Source organism: Robinsoniella sp., from assembly GCF_034124845.1.
In genome coordinates, this window is sequence record NZ_JAWYAJ010000080.1 from 1 (window position 1) to 8812 (window position 8812).

The 8812-nt window shown below is 41.7% G+C and carries 9 protein-coding genes; all 9 read left to right on the forward strand.

Features of this window, described 5'->3' with window-relative positions; all coding sequences use genetic code 11:
* A partial coding sequence (locus ACH2DQ_RS03995) for a creatininase family protein (RefSeq protein ID WP_395025670.1) occupies window positions 1-713 on the forward strand: 713 nt, incomplete at its 5' end.
* Entirely contained in the window at window positions 714-1544 is an 831-nt protein-coding gene (locus ACH2DQ_RS04000; protein WP_394911507.1) for a Cof-type HAD-IIB family hydrolase, read from the forward strand.
* A gap of 247 nt (window positions 1545-1791) precedes the next feature.
* The gene (locus ACH2DQ_RS04005) at window positions 1792-3144 is read left to right on the forward strand and encodes a PTS transporter subunit IIC (RefSeq protein ID WP_394911506.1); all 1353 of its coding nucleotides are present in this window, start codon (window positions 1792-1794) and stop codon (window positions 3142-3144) included.
* Between the two features lie 66 nt (window positions 3145-3210).
* Window positions 3211-3510, forward strand: a complete 300-nt coding sequence (locus tag ACH2DQ_RS04010) for a PTS sugar transporter subunit IIB (RefSeq protein ID WP_044289655.1) — start codon at window positions 3211-3213, stop codon at window positions 3508-3510.
* Between the two features lie 49 nt (window positions 3511-3559).
* Complete coding sequence (locus tag ACH2DQ_RS04015) at window positions 3560-4585, forward strand: uroporphyrinogen decarboxylase family protein (RefSeq protein WP_394911505.1); 1026 nt, start codon at window positions 3560-3562, stop codon at window positions 4583-4585.
* Window positions 4586-4805: 220 nt separating this feature from the next.
* Entirely contained in the window at window positions 4806-5588 is a 783-nt protein-coding gene (locus ACH2DQ_RS04020; RefSeq protein WP_394911504.1) for a DeoR/GlpR family DNA-binding transcription regulator, read from the forward strand.
* A 279-nt stretch (window positions 5589-5867) separates the two neighbouring features.
* Window positions 5868-6362, forward strand: a complete 495-nt coding sequence (locus ACH2DQ_RS04025; protein WP_394911503.1) for a hypothetical protein — start codon at window positions 5868-5870, stop codon at window positions 6360-6362.
* Between the two features lie 88 nt (window positions 6363-6450).
* A complete protein-coding gene (locus ACH2DQ_RS04030; RefSeq protein ID WP_394911502.1) occupies window positions 6451-6714 on the forward strand; it encodes an HPr family phosphocarrier protein in 264 nt (87 codons plus the stop codon).
* 9 nt (window positions 6715-6723) lie between these two features.
* Complete coding sequence (gene ptsP / locus ACH2DQ_RS04035) at window positions 6724-8397, forward strand: phosphoenolpyruvate--protein phosphotransferase (protein WP_394911501.1); 1674 nt, start codon at window positions 6724-6726, stop codon at window positions 8395-8397.
* The last annotated feature ends 415 nt before the right edge of the window (window positions 8398-8812 follow it).

Here is an 8812-nt window from a genome sequence, read left to right on the forward strand (position 1 = left end):
CAAACTGGGAAGATGCAAAGAATAAAATAAAAAACAGTGAAGGTGTGATTCTGACCTTAGGCTCTGTGGAAGAACATGGATTTCACCTTCCAATGGGAACGGATACCATAATTGCAGAGGCGATGGCGGAAGAAGTCAGCCGGCGAGAGGATCTGTATTATTATCCAGGTATCACCTTCGGGCAGGTTTGGTCCGCCAGGGACTATGAAGGAACTGTGTCCATTTCCCCGTCCTGTCTGGAGGAATATTGTGTACAGGCGGCAAAAAGCATACAAAGAGCCGGGGCGAAGCGATTATTTATATTTTCCTTTCATAACGGCAATCATAAAGTAATCACGGAAGTGCTGCGCGCATTAAAGGATGAGGACAGCCGGGCCCTGGTGTATCATATATCCCTTGGCGGAATCGAAAAAAGGGTACAGGATATTCTAACGACACCCCTGTGGAATGGAAAAGTGTGGCATGCGGGGGAACTGGAGACTTCACTTATGCTCTATTTAAGACCTGAGCTGGTTCAGATGGAGAAAGCAACCTGTGAATTTCCAGAGGTGCCAAAGGCGTATGCCACATCGGCAGTTCCATGGAAAAGTTTTTTGAAATCCGGAGCGTTTGGGGATGCAGCCAGTGCAAGTGCAGATAAAGGCATGCGCTTGTATGAACGGATGTGTGAAGAACTCTGCAGGCAGATAGCAGAGATAAAGGAGGCGGATTAGGTGGATGATATAAAGTTAATTGTCTGCGATCTGGATGGAACGCTTTTAAACAGTAAGAAGAGAATAAGCAGCTATACCAGAGAGGTGCTGATGAAAACAAAGGAACTTGGAATTCATATTTGTTTTGCATCGGGCAGAGATGAGCAGATGATGGCGGTATACAGCAGATGCATCGGCGGATGCAGCTATATGCTGTCTAATAACGGGGCGCTGGTACGTGACAACAAAGGAAACATCCTATATGAAGCAGCACTGGAGAAGCCGGATATACAACAGATTCTGGCTTTTCTTACGCAGCAGCAGATGGTATTTATGATGTATACGGCTCAGAAAATGTATTTTTCAAATGACAGTGAGAAACTGAAAAAACGCATTACCGGTTATGAGAAGCTTTCTGATGAATTGGGGTATCCGGTGAAACTGGCGGCAGAATCCATTTCAGCCAGTGACATATACCGGGATTTTGATGATGTGGATAAGATTGTTGTCTATGAAGACAGTGAGATACGGATGAACGGCTTTCTGGATTTTGCCGGAAATCTAGCAAATGTTCATTGTGAGTCCACCGGTTATGGGCTTCAGGGAGCATTTCATAAATCTGTTTCTAAAAAAACCGCATTGCTTAAAATTATGGAGCAATTGGGGATTGTGGAAAACCAGGTATGCGTGTTTGGTGATTATGACAATGACCTCAGTATGTTTGAATGTGCGGGCCGCAGAATCGCTATGGGCAACAGTATTCAGTGTTTGAAAGACGCCGCCAGTGAAATTACTCTCAGTAATGACGAAGATGGAGTGGCTGTTTATCTGGAAAAAGAATTGGATTTATGAAAGCGACATTAGTAAATGAACAAGATAACAAAATATATGAATGTTTTAAGGGTAAAAATATCATTAAAGTATAAAATAATCATATAATAATGAAATAATCGTAAAAATCAATTGACATATTTCATAAAAATAATTATAATAAGCATATAAGTGAAAGCATATTACACACGATGACATTTATCCAATGCCAGCTGGCATAAGGGTGGGGCGGATAAGCGGAATGTGGGAATACGAAAGGAGAGGGATTATGCTAAACTATATTTTGGATTTACTTTTGAAACAAATTTTTGGACAGCCATTCTTACTGATGGCAATCATTGTTTTCATTGGCTATGTTGCAATGAAGCAGAAGATTTCAAAGGCAATTACGGGGGCTGCGAAAGCTTCCATCGGCGTCATTGTAATGGGAATGGGTTCCGGCGCCCTGATTGCAAATTTTGGTAAGTTACTTACAGCATTACAGAATGCAACCGGAATTCAGGGTGCGGGCCTGAATACTTATCCTACCATGACAGCGGCTTACGAAAAAATGGACAAGATTTTGGGGGATGGAACAGGGGCTTCCTGGGGGATTTATACGTTACTGGTAGCGTTTATCCTGAACCTGGTATTGGTAGCACTTCGTAAATTTACGAAGATCCGTGCCGTTTATTTAACCGGTAATGCAATGATCGTACAGGCTGGTATCAGTACTTATATTGTCTGGAGATTCTTAGGACTTGGCATGATTCCCACCGTATTAATAGCAGCAGCGGTGACAGCATTGTATTGGGGAATTTGTTCCACTTTATTAATTAAACCTACTCATGAGATAACAGGAGCGGATTTTACAATCGCACATCAGCAGATGGTTGTCAGCTATATCGCCTATAAAGTTGCTCCAAAACTGGGACATCCGGAAAAAGATGATATTGAGAAGAAGAAAATGCCGGAATCCCTGAATTTCTTACAGGATAATGTAATTGCAACGGCACTTGTAATGTTTATTTCAACAGCGATTATCTTCCTGGTTATCGGCGGAGAGCAGATCGACTGGCTTAGAAGTGCAGATGGACTGAATCAGGGCGGACTGAAGAACAATATTGTATTCCTGGTGTGGATTGGTATCACACTGACCGCAAATATCGTCGTTCTCTTATATGGTGTCCGGATGTTTGTAGGTGAATTAATGATTTCCTTTAAGGGGATTTCTGAAAAACTGCTTCCGGGTGCGGTTGCAGGTGTTGACTGTGCTGCGATGTTTGCATTTGCACCGAAATCCGTAGTACTTGGACTTCTCTTCGGAGCATTGGGACAGTTAATCGGACTTGGCGGATTATTAATTTTCAAATCCCCGATTTTCCTGGTTCCCGGATTTATACCGCTGTTTTTCGACAATGCAACGATTGCAATCTTTGCCAATAAGTTTGGCGGCTGGAAAGCAGCAGGAATTATCTGTACGGTTAATGGTATTATCCAGATCTTAGGTTCTGCACTGGCTGTTCAGATGCTGCAGCTTACCTGGTGGCAGGGAAGTGCCGACTATGCAACACTTTGGGTAGCAATTATTGCCATCTTCAAGGGTATCGGACAATTATTTGGAATACCGATTGCAGGTTAGGAAAAACAGGGTTAAAATAAAAAGTGACAAATAAAAATAAGTAGATTGCTGAAAGGAGCAAAAGAGATGTTAAATATTTTATGTGTATGCGGAAACGGAATGGGAACAAGTACAATATTAAAGATCAGTGTCAAGAAAATCTGTGATCAGAACAATATTGATGCAACAGTTGAATCATGTTCATTCGGAGAGGCACTCTCTTATATTACAACTACGGATATTGTATTGACCAGCCCGGAATGGGCAGGTATGCTGCCTCCAAGTAATGCGGTAATTGCAGAAACCAAGAATTTGATTGATACAAAGGCAGTAACGGAAACCTTATTAAACGCTGTAAAAGAACATTTTCCAAATGAAATAAAGTAAGGAAGGTAAGAGCGTGTTTAAAATTTCAAACACGCTCCTGGAGACATATATGACAGGATATGAAATTATAAAAGGAAACATTAATTTTACAGGACCGGACCGAATCGGACTTCGTTTTGACCGCATAGCCGGGAAAGGTGATGTATGTCGTATCTTCGTCCTTCCACCGAAAGATAAAAGGCCGGAAGGTAAGTTTTCGGTTTCGAAAAAAGTCCGTCCTGCCAATGGGGAATATGATGAATGGGGATGTCTGTGGGCAAGTGATGACGCAACCGGTTCTGACATGGGGCAGGTAACCAACGTACCCATTGAAGAATGGGAAGACATGGAAGACTATGTATTTCCGGATCCCAGGGCAGAAGGGCGGTTTGACGGACTGGAAGAAGCTCTGGACAAGGCGGAACAAGCAGGGCTGTATGTACAGCTGAACAGCCCGCAATGCATCTTCGAAAGAATGCATTTCTTAAGAGGATTTGAAAATACGCTGATGGACTGTCTGATTGAACCGGAAGAAATAGAAGCCATGGCTGTAAAACTGGCGGATTATCAAATAGGAATTATAGAAGAAGCGTTCCGCCTTGGAAAAGGCAGAATCCATTGCTATGACACCACAGATGACTGGGGAACCCAGAATAACCTGATGATTTCCCCAAATGTATTCCGTGAGATCTTTAAGCCCCAGTACAAAAGGATTTTTGATAAAGCCCACGAATGCGGCATGGATATTCGGTTTCATACAGATGGAAAAATCAATGATATCCTGGAAGACCTGATTGAACTGGGGGTTGATATCATTAATATCCACCAGCCGAGGCTGGTAGGCATTGATGAGGTATCTGCAATCGCAAGAGGAAGAATCTGCTTTGAAGCGGCTATTGACATCCAGGCCACGCTGCCAACCGGAGACAAAGCCCTGATCGAACAGGAAGCAAAAGAACTGATAGAAAAATGGGCAACACCCAAGGGTGGACTGATAGGTGTGGAATACGGCTATCTGGATGCCATAGGGACAACCAGGGAATCTATGCTGTATGCACTGGAATGCTTTGAAAAATACGGTAATTTTAAGCAGTAATTGAATACGGAACAGGGCGGCGTTTCTAAAATGCCGCCCTGTAATTGTATCACCGGGGCGTATCTGTCAGTAATTTCTCTATATGAAAAGAAGTGCTTGACGCTTATATGAAATGTTCATATAATTGGAATATATCATGAGTTACTAAACAGGTACTGCCTGATTATTAGTGCAGCGCCAGACAGCAAGTATGGTATAGAAAACTAAAGGAGAGCGTGTTATGAAAAGAAGCCGGGCATTAGTAGATAATCGAAGAAAGAAATTATTGGAAGCCCTGAAAAGTAACGGGTCAGTGAAAGTGGGGGATCTGGCCGATGAATTTCAGGTTTCACCGCTTACAATCCGCAGGGATCTCCAGTATCTGGAGGATCACAAAAAATTAGAGCGTTTTTACGGTGGTGCTACCGTAAGCGGAGAGGACGATGAGATTGTCACTCAGGAAGACGAGATTAAAATGTACCGCAAGAAAATTGCGCAGTACGCAGCATCGCTGGTAGAAGATGGGGATACCATTTTTATCAATACCAGCGCTACAGCATTACAGATGATTAAATACATTAAAGATAAACGAGTTACGGTAATCACCAATAACGGAAAAGCCATTTTTATGGAACATTCTTCGAAAGTATCCGTCATTCTCAGCGGAGGTGAGCTTCGGGATATTAAGGAAGCCATGGTAGGAGAATTTGCCACCAACAATATCAGCAAGGTTACGGCTAAGAAAAGTTTCCTGGGCTGCAGCGGGCTCTCTGTGGAGAGCGGTATGACAACGGAGATTCTCAGTGAAGTGAATATAAACGAACTGATGTTAAACCGTGTAACCGGGACGTCCTACATATTGGCAGATTACAGTAAGCTTGGGCGCAACAGCAGCTTCGTAAGCTGCCCCACAGAACGAATTATCAACATTATTACAGATGAAAAGGCACCTCAGAATATCCTGGAGGGATTCCAGGAAAATAATATCAATATCTTTCAGGTGAGAAGGGATATGGAATTATAAAAGCGAAGGAAAATAAAAAGGGATAGAAAATGGAAAAGCCGCATTCATGCAGTAGAAAAAGAGTGCATAAACGGAAGGTTCCCATAGGACAGACCACCACTGGACTGTATAGGGGTACGGTCTGTTTATGCACTTTTTCTTATAATGGAAGAACGAATCCAAATACAAGATAAACGATCATAAAAATACTGAAAAATATCATATAATTAGGAACATAATGATTGATTTGTAGAAAATTATATGATATAATGAACGTATAAAAAGAAAGGGGCGGATTTTATGATTATTTTGAACTATGCGGTATGTATATTGTTGATAGGGTGTCTGATTGGGGAAGCTTACTTTATTATCCGGAGAAATAAAACCATCGTGAAAAAGGGAAAAGACGACTTTTTTACTTATGCACTGGTGATGTTTTTTGCGCTTTTGATATTTCCCATCTCGGCGGCTAACAACATGATTGAGGATTTTCGTAATATCCTGGTGCTGGTTACGCTGTTTGCATCAGCGGGAATTAAAAGAGGGTTGTCCAAAAAGGGCGTGGAGAAAATTTGCTTTACAGTACCATGGAGTCAGATCAAAGAAATCCGCATTGACGCTTTTCAGTATTCCAAAATGCAGATAATCTGTGTGACCGATAAGAGAAAGTACAAACTGCTATTTAGCAAATACCAGTTAAAAGATATTTTAAGAGAACTGGAAAAGCATGTTTCCAATATCTATATCCAGAATTCCCTGGATGATGTTTTGAAGATGAAGAAAGCTAAGGCGTAGAGGTGTAGAGGCATAAAGAGTTCTTGAGCATAAAACATTTAGAATATGTAAATATAGAAAAACTATCTAAAAAAAGGAGAAGATAAAAATGGTTAGTGAAAAAATTACAGTTAAGAACAAGTCAGGATTACATTTAAGACCGGCAGGAGAACTTTCGAAAATTGCAGCAAAATGTCCATCCAACATCACGCTGGTAAAAGGAGAAAAACGTGTGAATCCCAAAAGTGTATTAATTCTCATGAGTGCAGGCATTATGTGCGGAGATGAAATTACCGTAGAGTGTGACGGAGAAACGGAAGTACAGGATTTAAAAACTATTTTAGATGCAATTGCAAGCGGTTTAGGAGAATAGGGGATTGGTATGAAAACGATACAGGTTGAGAAGACTTCTTCCAAAGGAATTGTTATGGGGCGGGTTTTTCGAAAAGAAGATCAGGATCTGTCTCCGGAATGTTATGCAGCAGATAACGCCGTGTCTGAAGCAGAAAAATATAGAGCGGCTGTTGACGAGGTAATTAATGAACTGGAGCCGCTGGCTGCAGAATCAGATATTTTTGCAGCACATCTGGAACTGGCTAAGGATATTGCCCTTATGGAAGGGGTTCTGGATAAAATAGAAAATGGAAAAGAAAATGCCCAGATGGCTTTAGCGCATACGGCTGAGGAATATTGCGCCATATTCGAATGTATGGAAGATGAGTACATGAGGGAGCGGGCAGCAGATATTAAGGATATCAGAAACAGGTTGATGAGAAAGTTAAAGGGAATACCCGACGACGACTATGACGGAATTCGGGAAAAAGTAATTTTAGTTGCATCTGATCTGGCACCTTCCGATACCGCAAAATTAAATTTGGATTACATACTGGGATTCATCACAGAACTGGGTGGAGTTACCAGCCATGTTTCCATTATGGCAAGAAGCCTTGGACTGCCGGCGCTGGTTGGAGTAAAGGGGATTCTGGAACAGGCATCCTCCGGTGACTTTGTCATTATGGATGCGTCTGAGGGCTGCATCATTGTGGACCCTGACCGGGAACAGATTGAAGAATATCAGGAAAAAGCAGAAGCATTTGCAAGGCGGCAGAAGGAACTGGAGTCATTGAGCCACCTTCCGGCTGTTACATCCGATGGCAGGAGCGTGAAGGTCTGTGCCAACGTCGGAAGCATTGAAGATGTTAAGAATGCAATTAAAAACCACATTGATGGCATCGGATTGTTTAGAAGTGAATTCTTATATATGGAAAATTCACATTTTCCAACAGAAGAAGAACAGTTTGCGGTATATAAGGAAGCTGCCGAACTGGTGAAAAGTGAACTGATTATCCGGACACTGGATATCGGGGGAGACAAAGAACTTCCTTACTATGAATTTGAAAAAGAAGAAAACCCCTTTCTTGGATGGCGTGCAATCCGCATTTCCCTGGAAATGGAGGATATGTTCAAGGATCAGCTGAGAGCCCTCTTAAGAGCAAGTGCATTTGGAGATATCCGGATCATGTATCCGATGATTATATCTATGGAAGAGCTGAATAAAGCCAATGAACTGTTAGAGGTCTGTAAACTGGAATTAAAGGCAGAGGGTGTGGCATATAAAGAAGATATCAAGGTAGGAATGATGATTGAGACCCCGGCTTCTGTAATGTGCGTGGAAGAATTTGCGGCTCATGTGGACTTCTTCAGCATTGGGACAAACGATCTTACCCAGTATATTCTGGCGGTAGACCGGGGAAATAAAAAAATTGCCTCCCGATATAATACATTTCATCCGGCAGTGCTAAAAGCAATCCAGCGTATCATTCAGGCAGGCCACGCACACCAGATTCCGGTAGGCATGTGCGGCGAGTTTGCAAGCGATGAAAAAGCAACAGAAATGCTTCTGGGAATGGGGCTGGATGAATTCAGTATCTCAGCCGGGGAAGTGGCTAATATTAAAAATGTAATCCGAAACAGCAGCTATGAAGAGGCAAAACAGACTGCGTGTAAGGCTGTATCGGTGTATACGATTCAGGATGTTATGGATGCTTTGAGGTAAATAATAGGCTATCTGTATCTTGAAATCAATCGTAATGTATTTATTTATTTTGTATGTTTTTTTAATATACATTAATCTTATAAATGAGGAATACATTACATAAATATATCAAGATATTATTAAATAAAGAAATGTAAATAAATATTGATTAAAAATAAAACGCTCGTTAGTATGACAAACTAATGAGTGTTTTTCTTTTATTCCTCGTACATACCATTCCAATACCCGTTCTTCAGCATATTTGTATAAGGCATTTGCACCAGAGTAAGCCCACAGGATGTCGGAACGCTTCGAGTGGAATTACACGTCAAAACATGGGAGATGTATGGACATGGCAGAGATTGAGAGTGGCGTCATGAGTCGCCAGACTTTGGAAAATCCACTTCCAGATTCGAAAACTACATAAAGCAGGTTC

What these genes read in the sequence shown, in the direction of transcription:
- ACH2DQ_RS04020 (WP_394911504.1), top strand. Translation starts at nt 4,806, where the DNA reads ATGAAAAGAAGCCGGGCATTAGTAGATAATCGAAGAAAGAAATTATTG.
- ACH2DQ_RS04005 (WP_394911506.1), top strand. Translation starts at nt 1,792, where the DNA reads ATGCTAAACTATATTTTGGATTTACTTTTGAAACAAATTTTTGGACAG.
- ACH2DQ_RS04010 (WP_044289655.1), top strand. Translation starts at nt 3,211, where the DNA reads ATGTTAAATATTTTATGTGTATGCGGAAACGGAATGGGAACAAGTACA.
- ptsP (WP_394911501.1), top strand. Translation starts at nt 6,724, where the DNA reads ATGAAAACGATACAGGTTGAGAAGACTTCTTCCAAAGGAATTGTTATG.
- ACH2DQ_RS04015 (WP_394911505.1), top strand. Translation starts at nt 3,560, where the DNA reads ATGACAGGATATGAAATTATAAAAGGAAACATTAATTTTACAGGACCG.
- ACH2DQ_RS04025 (WP_394911503.1), top strand. Translation starts at nt 5,868, where the DNA reads ATGATTATTTTGAACTATGCGGTATGTATATTGTTGATAGGGTGTCTG.
- ACH2DQ_RS04030 (WP_394911502.1), top strand. Translation starts at nt 6,451, where the DNA reads ATGGTTAGTGAAAAAATTACAGTTAAGAACAAGTCAGGATTACATTTA.